Annotated in this window: 21 protein-coding genes; 3 read left to right on the top strand and 18 right to left on the bottom strand. The window is 41.9% G+C overall.

What is annotated here, in order from left to right; translation table 11 throughout:
- Positions 1-152: 152 nt before the first annotated feature.
- The 10 genes from SST62_RS0111075 to SST62_RS0111030 all read right to left on the bottom strand — a co-directional run bounded on the left by SST62_RS0111075 (position 153) and on the right by SST62_RS0111030 (position 10,653).
- On the bottom strand, positions 153-1,346 hold the full coding sequence (locus SST62_RS0111075) for an LCP family protein (RefSeq protein ID WP_029187390.1): 1,194 nt from the start codon (positions 1,344-1,346) through the stop codon (positions 153-155).
- Positions 1,343-1,870 (bottom strand): GNAT family N-acetyltransferase, encoded by a 528-nt coding sequence (locus tag SST62_RS0111070; RefSeq protein ID WP_029187389.1) that lies wholly within the window; start codon positions 1,868-1,870, stop codon positions 1,343-1,345. Before SST62_RS0111070 ends, SST62_RS0111075 begins: the two co-directional genes overlap by 4 nt.
- Entirely contained in the window at positions 1,863-2,303 is a 441-nt protein-coding gene (tsaE, locus tag SST62_RS0111065) for a tRNA (adenosine(37)-N6)-threonylcarbamoyltransferase complex ATPase subunit type 1 TsaE (RefSeq protein WP_029187388.1), read from the bottom strand. The genes SST62_RS0111070 and tsaE overlap by 8 nt, the downstream gene beginning before the upstream one ends.
- A 101-nt stretch (positions 2,304-2,404) precedes the next feature.
- Complete coding sequence (locus tag SST62_RS0111060) at positions 2,405-4,069, bottom strand: DAK2 domain-containing protein (RefSeq protein WP_014638614.1); 1,665 nt, start codon at positions 4,067-4,069, stop codon at positions 2,405-2,407.
- A 2-nt stretch (positions 4,070-4,071) separates the two neighbouring features.
- Positions 4,072-4,437, bottom strand: a complete 366-nt coding sequence (locus SST62_RS0111055) for an Asp23/Gls24 family envelope stress response protein (protein ID WP_002939192.1) — start codon at positions 4,435-4,437, stop codon at positions 4,072-4,074.
- A gap of 332 nt (positions 4,438-4,769) precedes the next feature.
- Positions 4,770-5,672 carry an ABC transporter permease gene (locus SST62_RS0111050; protein ID WP_029187387.1) on the bottom strand — a complete coding sequence of 301 codons (903 nt, stop codon included), beginning with the start codon at positions 5,670-5,672 and terminating at the stop codon, positions 4,770-4,772.
- Positions 5,673-5,685: 13 nt separating this feature from the next.
- On the bottom strand, positions 5,686-6,642 hold the full coding sequence (gene opp4B, locus SST62_RS0111045) for an oligopeptide ABC transporter permease (protein ID WP_029187386.1): 957 nt from the start codon (positions 6,640-6,642) through the stop codon (positions 5,686-5,688).
- A 1-nt stretch (position 6,643) separates the two neighbouring features.
- Entirely contained in the window at positions 6,644-7,585 is a 942-nt protein-coding gene (locus SST62_RS0111040; protein ID WP_029942771.1) for an ATP-binding cassette domain-containing protein, read from the bottom strand.
- Between the two features lie 2 nt (positions 7,586-7,587).
- Complete coding sequence (locus tag SST62_RS0111035) at positions 7,588-8,586, bottom strand: ABC transporter ATP-binding protein (protein WP_029187384.1); 999 nt, start codon at positions 8,584-8,586, stop codon at positions 7,588-7,590.
- A 273-nt stretch (positions 8,587-8,859) separates the two neighbouring features.
- Entirely contained in the window at positions 8,860-10,653 is a 1,794-nt protein-coding gene (locus SST62_RS0111030; RefSeq protein ID WP_029187383.1) for an oligopeptide ABC transporter substrate-binding protein, read from the bottom strand.
- Between the two features lie 214 nt (positions 10,654-10,867).
- Here SST62_RS0111030 and pbp3 point away from each other — a divergent pair, with 214 nt between their 5' ends.
- Entirely contained in the window at positions 10,868-12,109 is a 1,242-nt protein-coding gene (gene pbp3, locus SST62_RS0111025) for a D-alanyl-D-alanine carboxypeptidase PBP3 (RefSeq protein ID WP_029187382.1), read from the top strand.
- A gap of 280 nt (positions 12,110-12,389) precedes the next feature.
- On the opposite strand, the gene sufB is transcribed toward pbp3, so the two are convergent.
- The 8 genes from sufB to SST62_RS0110985 form a co-directional block, all read right to left on the bottom strand.
- A complete protein-coding gene (gene sufB / locus SST62_RS0111020; protein ID WP_024379508.1) occupies positions 12,390-13,805 on the bottom strand; it encodes a Fe-S cluster assembly protein SufB in 1,416 nt (471 codons plus the stop codon).
- Positions 13,806-14,362: 557 nt separating this feature from the next.
- A complete protein-coding gene (gene sufU / locus SST62_RS0111015) occupies positions 14,363-14,803 on the bottom strand; it encodes a Fe-S cluster assembly sulfur transfer protein SufU (RefSeq protein WP_029187381.1) in 441 nt (146 codons plus the stop codon).
- Positions 14,790-16,016: a cysteine desulfurase gene (locus tag SST62_RS0111010; RefSeq protein WP_029942770.1), complete on the bottom strand. Its 1,227-nt coding sequence runs from the start codon at positions 16,014-16,016 to the stop codon at positions 14,790-14,792. The genes sufU and SST62_RS0111010 overlap by 14 nt, the downstream gene beginning before the upstream one ends.
- A gap of 1 nt (position 16,017) precedes the next feature.
- Complete coding sequence (gene sufD, locus SST62_RS0111005; protein ID WP_029187379.1) at positions 16,018-17,280, bottom strand: Fe-S cluster assembly protein SufD; 1,263 nt, start codon at positions 17,278-17,280, stop codon at positions 16,018-16,020.
- Positions 17,281-17,296: 16 nt separating this feature from the next.
- On the bottom strand, positions 17,297-18,070 hold the full coding sequence (gene sufC / locus SST62_RS0111000; RefSeq protein ID WP_029187378.1) for a Fe-S cluster assembly ATPase SufC: 774 nt from the start codon (positions 18,068-18,070) through the stop codon (positions 17,297-17,299).
- 569 nt (positions 18,071-18,639) lie between these two features.
- Positions 18,640-19,812 carry a glycosyltransferase family 4 protein gene (locus tag SST62_RS0110995; protein WP_029187377.1) on the bottom strand — a complete coding sequence of 391 codons (1,173 nt, stop codon included), beginning with the start codon at positions 19,810-19,812 and terminating at the stop codon, positions 18,640-18,642.
- Positions 19,809-20,531, bottom strand: a complete 723-nt coding sequence (mecA, locus tag SST62_RS0110990) for an adaptor protein MecA (RefSeq protein WP_029187376.1) — start codon at positions 20,529-20,531, stop codon at positions 19,809-19,811. Before mecA ends, SST62_RS0110995 begins: the two co-directional genes overlap by 4 nt.
- A gap of 127 nt (positions 20,532-20,658) precedes the next feature.
- Entirely contained in the window at positions 20,659-21,498 is an 840-nt protein-coding gene (locus tag SST62_RS0110985) for an undecaprenyl-diphosphate phosphatase (RefSeq protein WP_029187375.1), read from the bottom strand.
- A gap of 122 nt (positions 21,499-21,620) precedes the next feature.
- Here SST62_RS0110985 and SST62_RS0110980 point away from each other — a divergent pair, with 122 nt between their 5' ends.
- Together SST62_RS0110980 and SST62_RS0110975 are read left to right on the top strand one after the other, a co-directional pair.
- Positions 21,621-23,186: an ABC transporter substrate-binding protein/permease gene (locus tag SST62_RS0110980; RefSeq protein ID WP_029187374.1), complete on the top strand. Its 1,566-nt coding sequence runs from the start codon at positions 21,621-21,623 to the stop codon at positions 23,184-23,186.
- Positions 23,179-23,922 (top strand): amino acid ABC transporter ATP-binding protein, encoded by a 744-nt coding sequence (locus tag SST62_RS0110975; protein ID WP_012775335.1) that lies wholly within the window; start codon positions 23,179-23,181, stop codon positions 23,920-23,922. The genes SST62_RS0110980 and SST62_RS0110975 overlap by 8 nt, the downstream gene beginning before the upstream one ends.
- Positions 23,923-24,033 lie beyond the last annotated feature (111 nt).

Below are 24,033 nucleotides of genomic sequence, written 5' to 3'. Positions count from 1 at the left end.
AGTTTTTTATTTTCAACATAAAGAAAAAAGATTGAAGAAAATTGTCCAAAATGGACTTTTTCTTCAATCTGAGAGGTTGCAAACGACCTCTATTTTTTTAGGGTTTTAGTACTCGCTCGTCAAAGTAATAAAAGAAAAACTAGATGACTACATTATTGCGACCCGTTTTCATCACCGAGTACTGGCTCTGTTGAAAAATCGGTTATCTGCTCTTCAGTCGTCACAGTCGTAGTAGCCGATGGATTCCCTATTTCTGGATCCAAGCGTTCCGCCCACGGACTTGCTTCTAGCAACAAAAGATTTGTATATACATCATAAACGTTGATTGGACTTGGCAATCCCATCTGTCCTTCGTAGACCTTCACGTTTGTGACTAAGTCGGTTTTTTCTTCTAAGCCGATAGATTTTTTCAAAATATTTTGCATTTCCAATAGGTGTTCGCTGGTTGGTAATTGATAATAGATTTCATCAACCATTTGGTCCACACCGCGCAACTGATAGGAATTCAATTTAGAGACCGAGTCTTTATAACCTAGGAGGCTTGGAATTGTCGCAGGACTAATCTCAATGTTGGTTCGCATATTATTGGAGATGGCGGTCAGAATTTTCTTATACTGGGTCAAACCATCTAACTGGAGGAGTTTTTTTATAATAGCCGTGATAACTTCTCGTTGGCGTCTCTGACGTCCGATATCCCCCTCAGGATCATCATAGCGCATCCGAGCATAAACCAGCGCCTGATCCCCATTTACCAACTGTTGCCCCGGCTGGACAATAGAGGTGTAGGCAGGCTCATGTTCTGAAATGGATATAGGGAAGCCAAGAGTATTGTTTATCTCAATACCTCCAACCGCATCAACAAGCTCAACCAGACCATCCATATTTATTTCGATATAATGGTCAATGTTAATATCCATCATCTTTTCGATCGTGGCAATGGCCATCGGTGCCTGTCCGTAGCTATAAGAATGATTTAGTTTTTCAACCGTTCCTGAAGACTCCCCGTTCGCTTCTGCAATCTCAACCATAATATCACGAGTCAAGCTCATCATATTGGTTTCCTTAGTCTTGGGATTAACAGTTACCAAAATCATCGAATCACTACGGCCACCCTCCCAATCTCCCCCGCGGGTCGCTTGGTCCATATCCACCCCCATCAGTAGGATGGTTAGGGGCTCTGTCGCATCAATAGGAGTAATTTCATTTTCTCCATCTAGCTGCTTATAGGTTTTTGAAATAGCACCTGTAGAAAAATTTAACAAGCTGGCACCATATATTAAGCCGGCACCTAGTGTTAAACCAACAATAGCCAAAGACATTAAGAATATTTTTTTTCCAATTGTCATACTTCACCAATTAACTTGCCCATATAATAAAGATCAAGCCATTCCCCTTCATCTGTTCTAGCCCCTCTCACTTGGGTGCCCTCAATGATAAATCCTAATTTTTGGTATAAATGTACTGCCGCCTGATTGCGAACCTGAACCGTTAATTCCAAACGTTTCAATACATCCATTTCCTCTGCCCAATGCAATACTTCCTCCAGTAAAATCGTCCCTAGACCGTGACCCCAATAGGCTTTTTTTACTGCAATAAAAATATTTCCGATATGGCTAATGCGAAACTGCTTAGAGGACTTAACAGAAATTGCGCCGACGACTTCCGAACCAACCTTAGCCAGCAGGCACAATTCACGAGGATTTTCGATTCCTGCTTCGAAGATGGTCTCCATTTCATCAACACTAAATCGAAAACCAGTCTCATCCATGACCAGATAATCCGTTTCTCTAGCAACTTGATTCATAAAATCAATAAAAGCTGCTGCATCAGCTGGTTCAGCTTCACTAAAATACACTTCTTTTTCAGACATTTTGGAACTCCTTCGCTAAATCGCTACTTTGAGCCCCATGAGATTCGACTGTCAATCGTCGACCATCTCCCTCTTTCTCTATACGAATGAGCAAATAGTCATCAAATAGACTGACATCCAGTAATTCTCCCCACTCGATAACCGTTAGACCACCTCCATAGAGAAAATCATCCAAATCAATCGAGTCAGGATCATCTCCAATTCGATAAACATCTAAGTGATAGAGTGGCATGGTCCCCTCATACTCTCGAACAATCGTATAAGTAGGACTCTTAATCATCTGTTCAATTTTTAAACCCTTGGCCAAACCCTTGGTCAGAGTTGTTTTCCCAGCACCCAAATCCCCTGATAATACTAAAACTTGATTTGGCTTACAGGCTTTTCCAATTCTCTCACCAATGGCAATCAATTCATTTTCATTATGACTATACATGTCTATCATTATACCATAGCCATCTAGCTTTGTCATAGGTCTACTGGAATTTGTAGACAAATCGATAGAAAAAAATCGCAAGCCAGAGCCTGCGATTTTGTTTATTCTACGCTGAAAAGATATGGATAGACCGGTTGATTTCCTTGATGGATTTCGACCTCGACATCTTCAAATTGTTCTTCTAGCTGCTCAGCAAGAGTTTGAGCCAATTCTTCATTACCATCTTCACCGATATAAATCGTCACGATTTCGCTGTCTTCATCGAGCATTTTCTCAAATGTAGCAACAAGCGTCTCCATCATATCTGGATTAGAAACCACAATCTTACCATCAACCATACCAAGGTTGTCATTTTCATGGATTTCAAGACCATCGATGGTTGTGTCACGGACTGCAGTTGTCACGCTACCGCTTTTCACCTCTGCGAGAGATGCCGTCATGGCTTCAAAGTTGCTTTCCAAATCACGACTTGGGTCAAAGGCAAGCAAGCTAGTGAACCCTTGTGGCAGGGTCTTGGTTTCCACAACCTTAACCGCAACTTCTGCAACCTCAGCAGCCGTCTGAGCCGCCATCAAGATGTTCTTGTTGTTTGGCAACAAGATGACATTACGGGCATTGACCAATTCAATAGCATTGACAAAATCTTCTGTTGATGGGTTCATAGTCTGACCACCTGAAATCACATAATCAACGCCTTGTGATTTGAAGATTTCTGTCAAACCTTCCCCAGCAGCTACCGCAATAATAGCATACTCTTTTTGTTCAGCCGGTTTTTGGAAACTTTCTTCTTTCTCAACCTGAGCTTCATGTTGCTCACGCATATTGTCCACTTTTACCTTGACCAAGCTACCGTATTGAAGACCCGCTTGCATGACCAAACCTGGATCTTCTGTATGGACATGGACTTTAACGATTTCATCATCGTTGACCACAAGGAGGGAATCCCCAAGGTCATTCAGATAGTTGCGGAATTCTTCATAATCAAAGTCCTTGACGTAAGTAGGGCCTTGGCGAAGAGCTACCATGATTTCTGTACAGTAACCAAAAGTAATATCCTCAGTCGCTACATGACCAGCAACTGACTTGTGGTGTTCTGCATTGATCATCTCAGACATGACAGCTGGTGTCGCTTCAAAATCTTCTGAAGCAATGTACTCGCCTGTCAGAGCTGACAGGAAGCCTTCGTAAATATAAACAAGACCTTGACCACCTGAATCGACAACCCCAACCTCTTTCAAGACTGGAAGCATCTCAGGTGTTTTCTTGAGGGCACGGTTGGCACCGTCAAGAGTGGCACGCATGACCTCAACCGCATCATCAGTCTCTTCTGCCTTTTTCAAAGCGGCAGTGGCTGCGCCACGAGAAACCGTCAAAATGGTACCTTCAACTGGTTTCATTACGGCTTTATAAGCCACTTCTACACCATGTTGAAAGGCTTGCGCCAAATCCTTACCGTCCAATTCAACCTTGCCTTTAACAGATTGACCAAAACCGCGGAACAATTGCGACGTAATAACACCTGAGTTTCCACGAGCTCCCATCAACAAGCCCTTAGAAAGAATTTGCGCAACTTCTCCAACAGTAGAAGCAGACTTATCTGCCACTTCTTTAGCACCATTGGTAATAGTCATCCCCATGTTGGTACCAGTATCCCCATCTGGAACTGGGAAAACATTGAGTGAGTTCACATATTCGGCCTGTTTATTTAGACGAGTTGATGCCGCCTGCACCATTTCTTGAAATAAACTAGTAGTAATTTTAGACACAATTATTCTCCTACGACTTTAATATTCTGGATAAAAACATTAACGGCATCAACAGAGATACCTAATTGATTTTCCAAGTTGAATTTCACACGTTCTTGGATATTGCGAGATACTTCACTGATTTTCACACCGTAGCTCATAACAGTGTAAACATCGACTGCAATGCGACCATCTTCCAAGGTCTTAATAACAACACCTTTGGAATAATTTTCTTTACGCAATAGAGCCTGAAAATTATCCTTAATCGCAGACTTACTAGCCATACCCACAACACCAAAAATTTCGGTCGTAGCCCCACCGACAACTGTGGCAATCACGTCATCAGTCAATTCAATCTGGCCGTCTTTTGTATTGATTTTTACAGTCATAATTCCTTACCTCAAATAGTTTTATCACTCCATTTTACCATATTTTCTAAATTCTGTAAAAAACAAGCTTGTGACAGCTGAAATGTACAGAAAAAGGGAGCGGGAAAGAACTCGACTAGTCTAAAAAAGAGTTCGTTTTCCCACCCCCGCACAGTTGATTAGGTCAGATTTGGACTGTGAAACACGAACTGTTGTGATTTGCTTTGCAAATCTTATCTCCAACCTTTAACAGTCCACTGGACTGTTAAACCCAATCAACCACTGCGCTGAGATGTTGACACGAACTCTGAGTAGTGGAGCTGGGCTTTTTGCCCAGCCTCTTATATATTTGTTTAACCCAAACGTTGTTTGGCATCGGCAGCACGTTGGAAGGCTTGGCCGACATAGTTGATACAAAGCATCATGACCAAGATGAAGATGGCTGCTGGCAACCAAATCCAAGTCTTGTTTTCCAAGATATCCGCGTTACGGGCATTTGAAATCAAGGTACCCAAACTTGGGACAGTCGATGGAAGACCAAATCCAAGATAAGTCAATGAGGTTTCAATACCGATATTACCTGCAAAGTTGAGTGTCAAGTTAACGATAATCAATGAACTCAAGTTTGGCAGAATTTCACGGAACATAATCATAAAGTCGCTTGTTCCAAGTGTTTTGGATGCATTGACATAATCCAAGCTCGCTTCTGACAAGGTTCTTGTACGGAAGAGACGAGCCTTGGCTGTCCAATAAAAGGCACTCATGATCAAAATAAAGTGATAGATGGTATAGTTTTTGATAACTGTTACAAAAACAATAATAAGCATGGTTACTGGCAAAATCATAATGAAATCTACAATTCGCATTAAGAAACCGTCTAAACGACCACCATAATAACCTGAGATTAGACCAACTGAGATACCAACAATACTAGTAATAATCGTAATGGTAAAACCGATAATAATTGAATTACGAGCACCGATAATCAATTGGCCAAAGATATCTTTACCACCTTCATCGGTTCCTAAGATATAACCATCAACACCTGGTTCCAAGTAACGTCCTAAGAGGTTGACTTTCATCACTTGTTCTTGATCTAAAATCAAAGCTCCAATGAAAACACCTAAAAGAACTGTTACCAAGATAATCAATGAAGTCAAAGCCAGCTTATCCTTCATAAATTCTCGTGCAATGACACGAAAACCACCTGGAGGAGTTGAAGCTGATTGTACTTGTTTTTTATTTTCTTTACTCACCTTACTCCTCCTTCTATTTCACACGGATACGTGGGTCTACAATACTCATGATAATATCTGAAATCAAGGTTCCCAACAAAGTTCCCATACCAAAGATTAACAAGAGGGCCAAGATGACACTGTAATCACGGCTTGAGATAGAGTTGAAGAACAATTGACCAATACCAGGATAGGTAAAGATATTTTCGATGAAGATCGATCCACCAATCAAACCTGTCAATTCGTAACCCAAGAATGATGCAATAGGCAAAATAGAGTTACGGAAAATGTGACGGTTGTACACCACGCGTTCAGGCACACCTTTAGCACGAGCTGTACGGACATAGTCCTGGCTCTTGGCATCAATAATACCTGTACGAAGATATTGGATAGTAACTGTTGTTGACAAAATCGCCATCGTAATAGCCGGCAAAATCATATGGTGTAGACGACTAAGGATAAGTGACAAACCTTCCACATCTCCGCCAACTGATCCACGCGTTGGGAACCAACCTAAAGTAAAACCAAACAACCACAACATAAGAATAGCAAATACAAATGTTGGAGTTGAAAACGTTAGGAAGTTATATACTCCAATGATTTTATCTGCAATTGAGTTTTGATAGCGTCCCGCAATCATCCCCAATGGAAGAGCAATAGCATAGGTCAAAACCATGGTCAACAACGATAACCAAATCGTGTTATTCAAACGTTGCATAATAACATCAATAACCGGTTGTTTAAAGAGAATACTTTGACCGAAATCACCTTGCAAAAGATTACCAACCCAGCGGAAATACTGGATATGGATTGGATCATAATATCCGGCTGCAATACGTTTCTGTTCGATAATAGCAGGGTCGATATTAGGGTCAATCATACCGGTAAATGGATCACCAGGCATCATTTTCGCTACAAAGAAAGCAATGACACTCAGAATGATAATCTGAGGAATCATCATGAGTAAACGACGTAATATTGTTTTCCACATCTTAGTTCTTACCTCCTTCTGGAAGGGCTACCTGATGAGTTGCCGAGAAGGCTTTCAAATCATATACACGACCGTTTTCATCATAGTACTGACCTTGTTTCTCTTGATATTCCTTCTCTGCAGCCAAACGCTTCTCTTTATTTTTCAAGCGATTCACTGGATCAATGGACGGAATAGCTGACAAGAGACGTTTAGTGTAGATATGCTGTGGATTATTATAAATATCGTTTTTATTTCCCGTTTCTACGAAACGACCACGATACATGATGAACAACTCATCACACATATGTTGCACTACGCCAAGGTCATGGGAAATAAATAGATAACTGAGTTTGAACTCATCCTGGATGCGTTTCATATAGTTCAAGACCTGCGCTTGAACAGACAAGTCTAGGGCAGAAACAGGCTCATCGGCAATAATCAAACGAGGATTGCTTGCCAAGGCACGTGCTACGCCGATACGCTGACGCTGACCACCAGAAAACTCATGCGGATATTTAATTAAAGCTTCTTCATTTAGACCAATCGTATCCAATAATTGAAGAACCTTTTTCTTTTCCTCATCTGGAGACAGACGGTCAAAGTTACGAATAGGCTCTGCAATGATATCTAAAATACGCTTTTTAGGGTTGAAACTAGAAAGTGAATCTTGGAAAATCATCTGCACATCGCGGTTGAAGTTTCCTTTTTTACCACGTGATTTATTGGTTACATTTTGCCCCTCATAGATGATTTGTCCTGAAGTAGCACGTTCCAAACCAATAATTGCCTTACCGATTGTTGATTTACCTGAACCTGATTCACCAACCAAGCCATAGGTCTTACCTTCTTCAATTTCAATATTTACACCATCTACAGCGTAGACATGGTCTGTGACACGGTTAAAGAAGCCACTACGAATTGGATAATGGACTTTTAAATCTTTTACTTCAATAAATCCCACTATTAGGCCTCCCCTTCAAAATAGAATGTCTCATGACATGTACAACGCACAAAATGGTCAGGACCAATCTCATGCATCACTGGATTTTCTTCATGAGCTGCTGCATCAATCCATGGAATACGTGGTGCAAAACGACAACCCTTACGCAACATCTTCGTAATTGGCGGTACAATTCCATCAATAACGTGCAATTCGCCACCTTCACTACCAGATTGTGGATTTGACTTCAAGAGTGAACGAGTATATGGGTGTTTTGGATTGGTAAAGAGTTCCTCAACGGGAGCTACTTCGACAAACTGACCACCATACATAACTGCTACACGGTCTGCCGTTTCTGCTACTACACCCAAATCGTGGGTAATCAAGATAATACCTGAACCTGTTTCAGCCTGAATATCATTCAAAAGGTCCAAAATCTGCGCCTGAATGGTAACGTCCAAGGCTGTCGTTGGCTCATCGGCAATAATAATTGGTGGCTTACAAGAAAGAGCCATTGCAATAATAATACGCTGACGCATACCACCTGAAAGTTCATGGGGATACTGCTTAAAGGTACGCTTAGGATTCGGAATACCTACTTGAGCCAACAATTCCAAAACACGCTCCGTACGGGCATTGGCATCCAAATCTGTATGGTAGAAAAGCGCCTCATCAATCTGGGCACCAATGGTCATCAATGGATTTAAAGAAGCCAAGGGATCCTGGAAAATCATACCAATATCGTTACCACGTACTGTGTTATACTTAGCCTCATCCATTCCAATCAATTCCATATCATTGTACTGGATGCTGCCTGTAATTTTAGTATTCAATGGATTGTGCAAACCCATAATAGTTGTTGCCAACGTTGACTTACCACAGCCAGATTCCCCAACAATTGCTAAAATTTCATTCTTTTGTAAGGAAATATCAACACCATCGACTGCATCAAAATAATCATCTCCAATGCGGAATCCAACGTGTAAATCCTTAATGTCTAAAAGCGGTTTTTCAGTAGCCACGCTTTTTCCTCCTTTGTTCGTCAGCTATCCCAACTTCATTCATCGTTCAAGTCAAGTACCTTTCGGTATGTGGAAAGTGACCTTTTTAAATCTTCTTTAACAAACCTACCAAGTCCATATAGAGTTTGATAACGTTTACTAAATATTCAAAAATGATATATATCATTTTTGTGTACTGGTTCTACTATACCATAATTATCTGAAAATTCCAATAGCAATCTGAAAAAAGCCAACCAAGTTGGCTTTTTCAGATTCTATTGTTATCTGCTAATATTATTCTGCAGCTACACCTTTGTCAGCAGTCAATTCGATATTTTCAAGAGCAATACCCTTACCTGAAGCTGAACCATAGTTTGAATCATAGTTTTTCACGCGTTTGTTAAGCGCAGTAATTGACTCAGACTCAAATGTTGGAATCGCAAATGCTTGCTCATGAGCGTATTGTTGCCATGCTTTGTAGTTTTTGATGTTTGTTTCTTCATCGAATGAATCGGTAGAGCTAATAGCATCCAACAATTTTGTATTTTCTTCAGATACGAAACGTGACATGTTGAACTGAGCAACTTCTCCCCAAAGTCCAGTAGGGTTTGGATCGAAACCTGTTGACCATCCACCAGCATACATATCGATAGCAGGATCATTTGCTTGAATCGCATCGTAGAATGAGTTGATTTCAACTGTACGACCTGTGTACAATTCAACGTTCAAGCCGACTTCTTTCCACCAAGCAATGTACTGTTGTACAAGGGCTTCGTTAGCTTCAGTACGTTTACGAGCTGCAAAGGTAATCTTGAATTCTTTACCATCTTTACCTTCACGGATTCCATCACCGTTTGTATCTTTATATCCAGCTTCATCCAAGAGTTTCTTAGCTTTTTCTGGATCGTATGTGTATCCTTCCAATTCAGAATCATGGATATCACCGAAGAATGAGATAATCAATGAGTTAGCAGGGTGGTAAAGACCATTATACAATGACTCTCCCGCTGTCTTGGTATCAATCGCATAGGCAATCGCTTGACGAAGTTTTACATCATTCATCTTAGCATTTTCATCCATGACGTTTTTACCTGCAGCCTCGTCATATTTACCAAGGTTAAATGAAATGTACTCGTAAGCTGAATCCAAAGAACCAACGATATTCAAGTTAGATGCATCTTTATAAGAATCCAACTGATCTACCGGCATATCTGCGATATCATAGTTACCAGCTTTCATCTCAGAAACAATTGTATCTGGAGATACGATATCGATCTTGAATGAGCTTGTTTTTGGTTTTGTACCTTTGAAGAAGTATTCATTTGGTTCGTAAGTGATAGACTCACCGTTTACGATTTCCTTAATCTTCCAAGGACCCATACCTACAAGCTTAGCAGTACGTGAGTACTCGCTCTTTTCCCAATCTGCTACTGGGATATCTTTATAGATGTGTTCTGGTTGAATATAGGCAGGTACATCACCACCCGCATACATCATAGAAGGAGACATTTCTTTCACAGTCAATTCTACTGTGTAGTCGTCGATTTTCTTCAAACCTGAGATATCATCAGCTTTGCCATCTACGAACTCTTGCATACCTTCAATGTTCAAGAATTTGTCATCAAAACGGACACCAGTATAGTCCTTGCTTGCCATTGACTTGATAGTGAAGATGTAGTCATTGATAGTAAATGGCTGACCATCAGACCACTTGTAGTCTTTACCAGTCAAGCTAACAGTGATCTTCTTACCTTCTACATCAAACTCAGCTTTTGCAAGACCTGAGTCATCCAACTTACGATCTCCATCGTAACCGAACATTGAAATATCAACCATTCCACCAAATGTTGAATCGATTGTATTTTCAGTCAATTCGTCAATCAAGAGACCTGATGAAGTTGTAGCTGACACCAAAGCATATTTCAATTGTGCGTCCGCAACAGCTGAACCATCTTGTTTCACTTCTGACGGGAATGACAATTCTTGCGATTGTGAGCTAGAAGATGACTTAGAGCCACAAGCTGCCAAAACAGATGCAGATAAAAGAGTAATACCTGCTAGAGCAAAGAGTTTTGTTGTCTTTTTCATAAAACACCTCTGTTTTTCTTTTTCTTAGACACATAATCTTATGTCGTTATGAAACTTATTATATCATAAATTTTTCTTAAATAAAGTCTTTTTGTCAGAAAATTTTGTAAAAACATAAATTTTCATTATTTTCTAATTTTTTCCATATTTTTTCCAAATTTTTCTCACATTTCTTGTGATATAATAGAAACAAATAACAGATAAAGGAACGATTATGCGTAAACTTCTAATAACACTCACTACGATTCTTGCATTTTTTTTGACTTCCACACCGATTATGGCAGAAGATTTTTCTGTTGCAGCCAAGCATGCTATCGCAGTTGAAGTAAGTAGCGGCAAAATCTTGTATGAGCAAGATGCCGAAACCAAAGCAAGCATTGCTTCTATCAGTAAGATATTGAGCATTTACCTGGTCTACGAAGCACTGGCAAAGGGTGAGATTACTTTAGATACTATGGTAGATATTTCTGATTATCCCTATAGCCTCACTTCTAATACAGAATTAAGCAATGTCAACCTAGATGAACGTTCCTATTCAGTAAGAGACCTATTAAACGCTTCTTTAATAACATCATCCAATAGTGCTATTATTGCTCTGGCAGAAAAAATAGCCGGTAGCGAAGCTGCATTCGTGGATCGAATGAAAGCAAAAGTCCAAGAATGGGGAATTACTGACGCAAAGATTGTAAATGTATCCGGACTAGACAATACCGACTTGGGTGAAAATATTTATCCAGGTTCCAGTCCCGAAGATGTAAATATGTTTTCAGCCTTAGATGTTGCTATCATTGCAAGACGATTAATACTCGACTATCCTCAGGTACTTGACATTACCTCACTAAATGCCTACGATTTTGGTGGCTACACTTACTATAGCACCAACCAAATGCTAAGCGATGGTACTCACGCTCGTGGAGGGGTTGACGGCTTAAAAACAGGGACCTCAAACTCAGCAGGTTCAAGTTTTCTTGCAACAACTCAACAAGCTGGTATGCGCATTATCACAGTAGTATTGAATGCCACTGATGGGCTGACCTCTCCAGAAAATCGATTTGTCGCGACAAATGATTTGATGAACTATGTTTATTCTAACTTTTCGCTTGTTACGCTAGTAAAAAAAGGGGAAGCTTTTGAAGATAGTAAGATAAAGGTTTTCAATGGTGAAAAAGAAACAAGTCCTGTTGTTGCGGCAGCAGATTTAACTGTTGTTCAACGAAATCAAACTGATAATGTCCCCACCGCAACTTTCACAACGGATATAAAAGAAATTGATGCTCCCCTCAAAGCAGGGACCTTGGTTGGCAAACTGCAACTGAAAGATCAAGAACTCATTGGAAAAGGTTATATTTCCGAGCAAGCTAGTGTCGATATGATTATCCCTAGCGATATGAAAGAAGCATCCTGGCCATTCTCTTGGTGGAATCAATTTGTCCGCTATGTCAATGAAAAATTATAAAAAAATAGTATGTCGAACGATTTTCGACATACTATTTTTTATACGATTACAAAGAAGAGCGACTTCCGTCGCTCCCTATCTCCTACTTCCTTAGTGAGAGTTCCTGCAGAACTCCCTATTACATATCGCTTCCTTACAGGAAGCGACGTCAGTAGGATAATCTAGTCTCCCAGACTATGTTATTTATAGAGAAGAGCGACTCCCGTCGCTCCCTATTTCCAACGTCGGTTGGAGATTTTTTGGCTTTTAGCAAACTTAAGTTTGCTAAATTGCCAAAAATCTAACCAACCGACCCCTCCATTTCATAGGCAATCAGTCTGTTGAGTTCGACTGCATATTCCATTGGGAGTTCTTTGGTGAATGGTTCGACAAAGCCCATGACAATCATCTCTGTGGCTTCTGACTCGGACAAGCCACGGCTCATGAGGTAGTAGAGCTGTTCTTCTGAGATTTTTGATACTTTGGCTTCGTGTTCGAGGGCCACTTGTGAGTTGTGGATTTCATTGAATGGAATGGTATCTGATTTGGAGATATCATCCATGATAATGGTGTCACACTCGATGTGGCTGATTGACTTGGCTGAGTTTTTAGCAAAAGTGACTTGACCACGGTAGTTAACTTCTCCACCGCCACGGGCAATGGATTTGGATACGATAGAAGATGAAGTCCGTGGTGCATTGTGGATCATCTTGGCACCGGTATCTTGGACTTGACCCTTATTGGCAAAAGCAATGGACAACATAGTTCCACGGGCTCCCTCACCCTCTAGGTAAACCGCAGGGTATTTCATGGTCGTTTTAGCACCAAGGTTTCCGTCAATCCACTCAACTGTAGCATTTTTCTCAGCACGGGCACGCTTGGTTACCAGGTTATAAACGTTATCAGACCAGTTTTGAATGGTCGTATAACGCATATAGGCACCTTCGTGGGCAATGATTTCCACAATAGCAGCGTGGAGGCTGGCAGTTGAGTAAGTCGGAGCGGTACAGCCTTCTACGTAGTGAACACTTGCTCCTTCGTCCACGATGATGAGGGTGCGTTCAAACTGACCTGTTCCTTCGTTGTTGATACGGAAATAGGTTTGGAGTGGAATATCCAGCTTAACCCCTTTTGGTACATAGATGAAGGTCCCACCTGACCAAACCGCTGAGTTGAGAGCAGCTAGTTTATTGTCTGACGGTGGAACGAGTTTTCCAAAGTATTTTTTGAAGAGCTCGGGGTGTTCCTTGAGTGCCGTGTCAGTATCTGTAAAGATAATGCCGTGCTTGTCGTACTCTTCCTTCATGTTGTGGTAGACCACTTCTGATTCGTACTGGGCAGAAGCTCCTGCCAGGTAAGCACGCTCAGCTTCTGGAATCCCGATGCGTTCAAAGGTTTCTTTGATTTTGTCTGGCACATCGTCCCAGCTACGTGCTGGCTTATCCGACGGTTTTTGATAGTAAACAATATCATCAAAATCCAGTTCAGACAAGTCGGCTCCCCAAGTCTGCATAGGCATTTTCTTAAAGGTTTCGTAGGATTTCAAACGGAATTCCAACATCCATTCAGGCTCGCCTTTGATACGGGACATCTCACGAATGACTTCTTCACTCAAGCCCTTACCAGTCGAAGCCACCAGTTCCACGTTCTCATCATGGAAACCGAATTTGTATTCCCCAAGGTCAATCGGGGTTGGTTCAATTCTTTCTTCTGACATAATATAAGATACTAAGCCCAAAAAGTATGAAAATAGCAGTTACGCTCTCTTAAATACTTGCTGGGCGAGTTCAATTTCATTTCCAATCAGAAACTGAACAATCCTTTCTGTATGATTTTCATTTTTTGTTTATTTATAGTCTTTTAGTTTACTTTTAGTACTAGCTCTAGCTGTCTGGGAGACAGTTAGAGGTTGGAAATGGAGCGAACTAAGTTCGCATCAAAAGCTGCAAGCAATTTCAATCGTCCAGTGGACTGTTGAAGGTTGGAAATAAGGAAACAGAGTTTCCTCTTGCGTCGAAGTAATAAAAGAAAAACTAAATGACTATATTGATGCTCAGTCAGCACTCTCACTATGTTCGATTGCTTTCTTCAAGACACTAAACTTGGTTGGGACTTGCTATTTGAATTCATGTTTCGCAAAGCGAATGCTAAGTTCTATCAATGACACGAACTACGTTCGCTTCATTTCCAACCTCCAAAGGTTCCCCAAACCTTTGAAGCTAATTCGCTGATTTTGGTATTGTCGACCAAAATCGCTCATGTCGCTGTCCCCCTTCATTCAGCACTTTCACTGCGTTCTAGTGCTTTCTTCAGGGCATTCCATGGAAGTGTAGCACACTTGATGCGTTGTGGGAATTTGGCAACGCCTGCGAGAAGGGAGGCGTCTCCCAGTTCCTTCTGACGAGCGTCTTCTTGGCCTTGGACCATTTGTGAGAAGATTTCTGCCAGTTCTTGAATCTGACGGATTTCTTTTCCAAGGACAGCCTCGGTCATCATGGAAGCCGACGCGGTTGAAATGGTACACCCAACTCCGTCAAAAGCGATGTCGGCAATCCGACCATTTTCAATCTTGACTGATAGTTCAATCACATCACCGCAGGTTGGGTTGTGGAGTTCTAACTTTTCCACTCCGTCCAAGCTCCCGCGGTGACGAGGCGACTTGGAGTGTTCAGACACAACTGCCATATAAAGAGAATCTAATCTAGATAGGGCCATTGAAAAACTCCTTTGTCTTGATGATTGCCTCGACCAACTTATCACAGTCGGCCTTGGTATTGTAGATGTAAAAACTTGCTCGCACGGTGGCTGGCACCTGCAAGTACCTGAGAAGCGGTTGGGCACAATGGTGACCTGCCCGCACAGCAACACCTTCATAGTCCAGAGCAGTTGCCACGTCGTGTGGATGCAAGTCATCCAAGTTAAAGGCGATAACTCCCGTCCGCTTGGACAGGTCCTGACTGCCATAAATGGTCAAGCCTGGAATAGCCTGCAATTTTGGAAAGACATAGTCAACCAGTTCCGCCTCGTGGGTCTGGATAGCGTCCATGCCAATTTCCGTCAGGTAATCAATCGCCGCTCCCAGACCAATGGCACCTGCAATATTAGGCGTTCCTGCTTCAAACTTCCAAGGCAATTCCTTCCAAGTGGCTGACTGCTCATAGACAAAGTCAATCATCTCACCACCGAATTCAACAGGCGACATGAGATTGAGCAATTCTTCCTTGCCGTAGAGAACGCCGATTCCTGTCGGACCTAACATCTTATGACCTGAAAAGGCATAGAAATCCACGTCCAATTCTTGCACCTTGACGACCATATGGGGAACTGACTGGGCTCCGTCCACCACCAAGTAGGCACCGACTTGATGCACCAGCTCTGCTATTTCCCCAATAGGAGCCACGCTGCCTAAAACATTGGATACGTGGGCTAGGGAGACGAACTGGGTCTTAGAAGATAGTAGTGACCGCAGGTGGTCCATGTCCAGCTCGCCGTCTTTTAGGGTCACATAGCGGAGCTTAGCACCTGTTTGCTGACAGGCTTGCTGCCAAGGGAGGATATTGGAGTGGTGCTCTTGGACCGAGATAATGACTTCCTGCTCTGGCTGGAGAATTTCCTTTGCAAACTGAGCCACCCAGTTAAGACCGGTGGTCGTTCCTCTGGTAAAGAGAATTTCCTTGCTAGACTTGGCCTGGATAAAATCAGCTACCTTCTGCCGAGCCGCCTCATAGCGAGCCGTTGCCCGTTCTGATAGGGTATGGACACCACGGTGGACATTGGCATTGTCTGTCTGGTAGTAATCTGCCAGCACATCCAGTACCTGTTGCGGTTTTTGAGTGGTCGCTGCATTGTCCAAATAGACCAGTGGCTCATCGTTAACAACTTGGTCTAGGATTGGAAAATCCTTGCGGATGCGTTCAAAATTAATCATCTTATCTCTTTGCTAATTTTTCTTCAATCACGGCAATCAGTTGGTCACGAACTTCCTTGACAGGAATTTCTGTAATGACTGCACCAAGGAAACCTCGAACAACCAAGCGTTCAGCTGTTGCTCGGTCCAGGCCACGACTCATAAGGTAGTACATGTCTTCTGGATCCACCTGACCGATTGAGGCTGCGTGTCCAGCTGTGACCTCATTCTCATCAATGAGGAGAATCGGGTTGGCATCTGAGCGAGCCTTGTCAGACAGCATGAGGACACGGCTTTCCTGCTGGGCATCTGCACCTTTAGCACCGCGGACAATGTGTCCGATGCCATTGAAGGTCAAGGTTCCACTTTCTAAGATAACCCCATGTTGCAGGATGTGACCTACAGAATTATGACCGTAGTTGGTCACCCGCGTATCCACACCTTGGACCTGACGACCTGATGACAGTCCGACAACTTTGAGGTTGGCATGGCTGCCGTTTCCTTTTAATTCGCTGTCTAAGTCCGCAATGATATTTCCTTCGTTGAGCAGACCAATCGCCCAGTCAATCGTTGCATCATTTCCAAGATAGCCGCGACGGTTGAGGTAGGTATCCAAATGCTTACCAAGGCGGTCAATAGCCGCAAACTTGATTTGGCTACCAGCAAGAGCAATTACTTCTACAACAATATTGGCTGAAGTCGCTGCTGTACCGTCGCCTAAACTTTCAAAACGCTCCAGGTAATTAAGCTTGGCATTTTTTCCAGCGATGATGAGGACACGTTTGTTAAAGGCAACTGGACTAGTGCTGTCTTGGTAGAAAAGGGCCTCAACTGGCTGGTCGATTTCAACATTGTCTGGTACGTAGAGGACAGCTGTTGCGTTAAAATAAGCTGTGTTGTAAGCTGCTAATTTGTGCTCGTCGTAGGCTACGGCAGCGCCGATGTATTTTTCAAGTACTTCTGGAATGATGTCCATAGCCGAGGCAAAGTCTGTAAAAACTACGCCTTTTTCTACTAGGTCAGCTGGCAACTGCTCTAGAACCGTTTGGCTGCCAACCTGGACCAACATAGGATTGTCACCTAGGGCTGTAAAATCTGGAACAGCCCCGATTTCATCATTTGTGGCTAGGCTTCCGTCACCTAAATTCCAACGGTGAAACTTGACCCGCTCAATAACCGGCAAATCCAGCTCTGCTATTTTGTCAAAAGCCTTAAGACGCAGGTCTGTCAACCAAGTTGGTTCTGCCTGCAAGGCTGAAAATTCTTGAATTTTTTCTTTGGTCATAGCTTCCTCCAAAGACTTAAATGTCATCTTCTTTGTAGTCGATGCCAAGCTCAGCTGCAACTTGGACATATCCTTCTTTTTCCAAGCGTTGCGCCAATTCTGGTCCGCCTGAAAGCACGACACGGCCTTCCATCATGACATGGACAACGTCAGGCGTGATGTAGTTGAGCAAGCGTTGGTAGTGGGTGATAATCATGGCACCGAAACCTTCCCCACGCATAGCATTGATACCTTTTGACACAACTTTAAGCGCATCGATGTCCAAACCTGAGTCAATCTCATCAAGAAGGGCAAAAGTTGGTTCCAACATGAGTAGTTGCAGAATCTCATTGCGTTTTTTCTCACCACCTGAGAATCCTTCGTTGAGGTAACGCTCTGCCATTTCCTCTTTCATGTTGAGGAGTTCCATTTTTTCATCCAACTTAGTGATGAAGTCACGAACAGAAATCTTGTCTTCATCTTCCTTACCAGCATTCATGGCTGCACGGAGAAATTCCGCATTAGTGATGCCTGGAATTTCTGACGGGTATTGCATAGCCAAGAAGAGTCCCATACGAGCACGTTCATCAACTTCTAATTCTAAAATATTGACACCGTCAAAGAGAATTTCCCCTTGGGTCACTTCATAACTTGGATTGCCCATGATGGCTGCTGAAAGGGTGGATTTCCCTGTTCCGTTAGGTCCCATGATAGCGGCGATTTCCCCTGTTTTGAGGGTCAAGTTGACGCCTTTTAGGATTTCTTTTCCTTCAATTTCCACATGAAGGTCTCTGATTTCTAATACTGACATGTTGTGCTCCTTTTCATTTTTGTCCTCTTCAAAAACCACATTAACTGACCAAGCAAACTAGATACACCGATAAGACTCAACTTTGGCAGTGGGAAAGAACCCGACCATTCATAGAATAGTTCGTCAACAAGTCTTTATTTCTAGTTGTTGAGCTGTTAACCACTACTGCGCTGAGATATTGACGCCAACTTTGAGAAGCGGTGCTGGGCTTGAGCCCAGCCTCTTTTCTTGTTAATGATGATTTTCAGAGAGTGTTAATCTATAAAATAGTCTTTTCTGACAATTTTATACTCTTCGAAAATCAAAATTATCCGTTATCAACTTACCTTGATGAGTGAAAAGCTCCAGTGGAGGTTTTCAGCCTGTTACCTTGAAATAAGATAGTAACAGAGTTCTATCTTCGGCTTCGTTTCCTAGGCTACTTTTGATTTTCATTGAGTATTAATTAACCATATCCACTATATTATACCAAAAAAAGAGCCAGAAGGCTCTTTTCTAGTTTAGAAAGATTCTTATTTTCTTTTTTTAAAAAAAGAGCCAGAAGGCTCTTTTCTAGTTTAGAAAGATTCTTATTTTCTTTTTTTCTCTTCGTAGCACTTTTTATACTTTGCGATTTTTTCTTGACGGTAACTACTATTACCAATAAACCGAAGAAGATTGAGCAACGGAGTTCTATTGATACCAAAGATGCCAATCAATTCACAGAGAATCTCAATCCCCAGTCCCATGGTCACCAATAGGAGAATCCCCCCTATTCGACTCGAAACATTGAGCAGAAGAGAGGTCAGAGAAAACAGGAAGGAAATAGCATAGATGACCAAGACTGTACCACGATGGGTTAAACCTAGAGATAGCAAGCGATGGTGGAGGTGCATCTTATCTGCTTCATAGATTTTTTGCCCAGACAATTTTCGGCGAATGATGGCTACTACAGTATCCGTAATAGGCACTCCAAGAATAATCATCGGAGTAACCACTGCAACAGCTGTCGAATTTTTCAGTCCTTGAAGCGACAAGACTCCGATCATAAACCCAATGAAAAGGGCTCCTGTATCGCCAAGATAAATGATGGCGGGATTATAGTTATAAGGTAAAAAACCAACAATCGCCGCAACCAAAACAAAGATGGTTAAGGTCAAAAAAATATTGCTATCATGCAAAAAGAAATAAGACACAATTCCCATCGTTGTCAAGGAAATAATCGATACTCCCGAAACCAGACCATCCAGACCATCAATCAAGTTGACTGCATTCGTAATGGAAACAATCCAAAGGACCGTTAATAGAAAAGAGAGCCAGACAGGAAATTGAAGGAAAGGTCCTCCAAAAGGAATCTTAAAGCTATCAAAACGAAATTCCGTAAAAATCCAAATGATCGTCGCTGCAGCTAGAATACCAAACATTTTAGGAGCAGGCTTTAGCTCCTTGACATCATCAATGAATCCCGTAAGAACGATAATGCTGGATGCTAGGACCAGAGGCCAGATATAATGCAAGTAAGTGCCATGGTAATTGACACGGGTAACAATTCCTGGTAAAAAACATAGGACAGAAATGGTAAATGCCACAAAGATGGCCAGACCTCCCGCTGAAGGCATGGGTACCTTATTTATCCGCCGTGCATTGGGATTATCGACTGCTCCAACCCTCAGGGACATAAAACGAACCAAGGGGGTAGCAATGGCTGATATGACCATGGTTGTAATAATGACCATTATGTATTTTAGAGCAAAAGGAATCATACTGTCGGAACCTTCCTAAGCTCCTCGATTGCCGCAAGCGGAAGCGTCAAAGTTCCGTGTTCTTGTAAAGCAGGTCTGGTCAACTTCGTATCATTGGTAAATTCCAACATTCGTGAGAGAATGTAGCCTGGATACTGCTTGGAACGATTTTCTACATTGATAAGAACGGTCAAATAGTAGTGACCATCCATTTTATATAATTCCGATTCTTCTACTGGATAATCAACCGTACCAACAAAAGTAAACAGATCCTCTATCGTTGGAAATTCCAAAATATAGTAAATATAGCGCTCCTGCTCCTCTTCATCTGCTTCTTCCTCTTGCTCTACCTCTTCCAAATGACGAACGGCTGTTGCATCCGGTGCACTTTTCTCACGAACGGTTTGCTCCAAACTCTTGAAAAACTCATCTGGAGTCATACTTGCGACATCACCAAGTTCCGACAAATCTGTAAATTCATCAAAATTCAAGCTCTGATCCAAATCAGACTTGGTAACAAAGATGTCCACCCGATCTGGCTTCGGAGTCACACGAAAACTCAGCATACCGCTTTCTCGGAAAGTCATTGGTAAATCCAATTCATCCAAAACTGTATAGAAGAACTCCTCTGTCTTTTCTTGCGGAATGAGAAAGTCCGAAAGTTCCATTCCTCTCTCTTCCAAATCATCTAATTTTATAGTGATTTTCAAGGTTGAATCACTAATTTGCTTTACTTTCATAACTACCTCATTCATTGATTCATCAATTTCTTAAAATTGATTGATCATTTTCAATACTCATACATATCTTCCACCATTATACTAAAACCAAGCTCGAAAGACAAAAGAAAAGCAGGTCTCCCTGCTCTTAAAATAAAAATGTGATAAAGGCATAAACCAATAAAATCGCCCCTAAAATGATGCGGTAGTAACCAAAAACCGTGAAATCATGTTTTTTAACAAAGTCTGTCAAGAAACGAATAACAACTAAGGATACCAAGTAAGCCGTCACACTAGCGACTAACAAGAGCCATACCTGCTCCATATTCAGGCTATTGCCATCTAAGAAATATTTAACAGCCTTCAAGCCACTATAACCAAACATGGTTGGAATCCCAAGAAAGAAGGTAAAATCTGCCGCCACAGTTCGGCTGGTCCCCAAAATGATTGCTCCCAGAATGGTCGCACCTGAGCGACTAGTCCCCGGAACGATACTTAAGACCTGGAAACACCCAATCAACAAGGCAGTTTTATAAGACATTTTCGCTAAGTCCGTCACCTGTGGCTCTACACCTCTGTTACGGTTCTCAATCCAAATAAAGGCAATACCGTAGACAATCAAAGCAATCGCAATCGGTACCATAAAATTGAAGTGCGCTTCAAACCAATTATCCAACGGGACTGCAATTAGGATGGACGGAATACAGGCAATGACAACCTTGGCCCATAATTGCCAAGTCAATTGAATATCACGCTTGGTTTTTCCAGGCTGGAATGGATTCAATTTTTTAAAGTAAATGGTCATAACCGCTAGAATTGCTCCTAGCTGAATGACAATATTAAACATTTCTAGGAAGTTCTTACTTTGGTTTAATTTCACGAACTCTTGAACCAAAATTAAATGCCCAGTTGAAGAAACTGGCAACCATTCCGTTACCCCTTCAATGATTCCTAAAAATATAGCCTTCAACAATTCCAAAATCATAATAAACTCCTTTTTTCAATTCTAATTATTATACCATAAAAAAATAACACAATGATAGTTCAAGGATATTGAAATTTGTCAGAATTTTTAATAAAATGGTGTAATAGCATTTTAAAGGAGACATTATGAAACGTAAACTCAGTATATTTCTGCTGACCCTAATCGCTGTTTTTTCTGTAACAACAGGGGTTCGGGCAGACGAATACCTGCGGGTCGGTATGGAAGCCGCTTACGCACCATTTAACTGGACCCAAGAAGATGATAGCAACGGTGCCGTTCCTATTGAGGGAACCAATCAATTTGCCAACGGATATGATGTTCAGGTTGCAAAAAAAATCGCTGCATCCATGGACAAAGAACTCTTGGTTGTTAAAACCAAGTGGGAAGGGTTGGTCCCTGCTCTTACATCTGGTAAAATCGATATGATTATCGCCGGTATGAGCCCGACAGAAGAGCGCAAGAAAGAAATCGCCTTCTCAGATAGCTACTACACTTCAATTCCTACCCTGGTTGTTCGTTCTGATAGTCAGTACGCAAACGCAACCAGCTTGGCAGATTTTGCTGGTGCAAAAATCACTGCCCAGCAAGGGGTTTACCTCTATGATTTGATTGACCAAATCGAAGGGGCTAACAAACAGACTGCCATGGGAGATTTCTCCCAAATCCGTCAAGCTTTAGAATCTGGCATTATAGACGCCTATGTTTCTGAACGTCCAGAAGGTCGTACAGCAGAAGCTGCAAATAAAGCTTTCAAAATGGTTGAATTGGCAGACAGTTTTAAAACCAATGCCGAAGATGTGACCATTGCTGTCGGTATGCGCAAAGATGACGATCGTATCGCTCAGGTCAACGAAGTCTTAGCAACTATTTCAGAAGAAGAGCAAATCGCACTTATGGATGATATGATTGAAAACCAGCCCGTTGAAGAAGCCAGCGAGGGCGAAACACCTAGTTTCTTCGCCCAAGTTTGGAATATTGTTGTTAACAACTGGCAACAACTTCTGCGCGGAACCGGGATGACATTACTCATTTCCATCCTCGGTACAATTATCGGTACTGCTATCGGTCTCCTCATCGGTGTCTTCCGTACAGCTCCAAAAGCAGCAAACAAGGCGCTTGCTATTGGTCAAAAAGTGCTCGGTTGGATTATCAATATCTACATCGAAATTTTCCGTGGTACGCCGATGATTGTACAATCCATGGTTATTTACTATGGTACCGCCCAAGCATTCGGACTCAATCTTGATCGCACACTTGCCGCTATCTTCATTGTATCCATCAACACAGGTGCCTACATGAGTGAGATTGTCCGCGGTGGTATCTTTGCCGTCGATAAGGGCCAATTTGAAGCTGCGACTGCTCTCGGATTTACCCATAATCAGACCATGCGTAAGATTGTCCTTCCACAGGTTATTCGTAACATCTTACCAGCGACTGGTAATGAATTTGTCATCAATATCAAAGATACTTCTGTATTGAACGTTATCTCAGTTGTCGAACTCTATTTCTCAGGAAATACTGTCGCAACCCAAACCTATCAATATTTCCAAACCTTTACGGTTATTGCTATTATCTACTTCATTCTAACCTTTACTGTGACACGTATCTTACGCGCAGTTGAAAAGCATTTTGATACAGATACATACACAACAGGTGCAAATCAAATGCAAGTCGAGGTGCCACATGACTAAAAATGTAATTCTTGAAATCAAAAATCTAAAGAAATCATACGGACAAAATCAAGTCCTCAAAGACATCTCTATTAGCGTTGAAAAGGGCGAGGTTATCTCAATCATCGGTTCATCTGGTTCGGGAAAATCAACCTTCCTCCGATCTATCAACCTTTTGGAAACACCAACAGAAGGACAGATTCTATACCACGGACAAGATGTTTTGGCTAAAGGATATGATTTGACGACTTACCGTGAAAAACTAGGTATGGTATTCCAATCCTTCAACCTTTTCAACAATCTAAATGTATTGGAAAATGCCATTGTAGCACAAACTACGGTACTGAAACGAGATCGAGCTGAGGCAGAAAAAATCGCCAAAGAAAACCTCAACAAGGTTGGCATGACCGAACAGTACTGGCAAGCCAAACCAAGTCAACTCTCTGGTGGACAGAAACAACGTGTGGCCATTGCACGCGCCCTGTCTGTTGACCCAGAAGTTATCCTCTTTGATGAGCCGACTTCTGCTCTCGATCCAGAGATGGTTGGGGAAGTTCTCAAAACCATGCAAGATTTGGCAAAATCAGGATTGACGATGCTTATCGTAACTCACGAAATGGAATTTGCCCGCGATGTTTCAGACCGTGTCATCTTTATGGATAAGGGTGTCATTGCCGAAGAAGGCAGCCCACAGCAAATCTTTGAAAATCCACAAGAAGAACGTACACGTGAATTCCTTCAGCGTTTTCTTGGATAATCTTTCATTCTATGCTAAATCCCACACTTACCAGTTTTCTAGGCTGGTAAGTTTTTTTGTACCAAAAAAAGAAGACCAAATGGTCTTCTCAGTAAAGGTTCTAAATAAAAC

It is taken from the genome of Streptococcus suis YS56, from assembly GCF_000440115.1.
Lineage (GTDB): Bacteria > Bacillota > Bacilli > Lactobacillales > Streptococcaceae > Streptococcus > Streptococcus suis_L.
Note: the sequence above shows the minus strand (reverse complement) of the source record. Positions and strands in the feature narration are given on the sequence as shown.